Source organism: Variovorax sp. P4_B10 (assembly GCF_056402375.1).
Window position 1 is genome coordinate 1 of record NZ_JBFUHN010000181.1, and the last position, 928, is coordinate 928.

Annotated in this window: 1 protein-coding gene; it reads right to left on the reverse strand. The window is 67.9% G+C overall.

Annotated features, from left to right (window positions below; genetic code table 11):
* The coding region (locus AC1DXX_RS33345) for an AMP-binding protein (protein WP_478138475.1) at positions 1–928 on the reverse strand (928 nt) is incomplete at both ends.

Consider the following 928-nt stretch of genomic DNA (forward strand, 5'->3'; position numbering starts at 1 on the left):
CGCTGCACGCCCAGCAGCTGCGACCAGATTCAGCAGCTGCGACCAGATTGCGGCCAGGGACTGTTCGACCTCGCCCTGCGGTTCTTCATAAGCGCGCTGGCCGAACGCCTCGCCCTCGGGCGCAGGCAGCGCCTTGCGGTCGAGCTTGCCGTTCGGCGTCAGCGGCAGCGCTTCCATCACGATATAGGCCACCGGCACCATGTACGCCGGCAGGTGCTTGCTCAACTGCACGCGCGTTTGCGCAACATCGAGCGCAGGCGTTCCGACCAGGTACGCGACCAATCGATCCTCGCGTGCGATCACCGCCGCTTCGCGTACCCCTTCGACACGCGCCAGCTGCGCCTCGATCTCGCCCAGCTCGATCCGGTAGCCTCGAACCTTGACCTGGTCGTCGTTGCGCCCCAGGTACTCGATGCTGCCGTCAGCGCGCCAGCGGCCCAGGTCGCCGCTCCTGTACATGCGCGCCCCCTCGCGGCCGTCACCGAACGGGTCGACGAGGAACCGCGCCTCGGTGAGTTCGGGCTGCGCCAGATACCCACGCGCAACCTGCACCCCGCCCAGGTACAGCTCGGCGGCAACACCCACGGGCACCGGCCTGCGTTGCGCGTCGAGCAGATAGATGCGGCTGTTGCCGATCGGCCGGCCGATCGGCGGCAGGTCGTCCCACTGCCCGGGTGGCCCGCTCAAGGTGTGCGCGCTGACCACATGCGTTTCGGTCGGGCCGTAGTGGTTGTGCAGCCGCGCCTGCGGGTGCCGAGCAAACATGCGACGGATCGCAGGCGTGATCCTGAGCTGTTCGCCCGCGGTGATGACTTCTCGCAGCATCACCAGCGGCTCGCCGCGCTGCGACCACAGCTCACTGAGGTTGTTCAGCGCGATGTACGGCAGGAACAAGCGCTCGATAGCTTCCTCGGCCAGCCATTCGGCC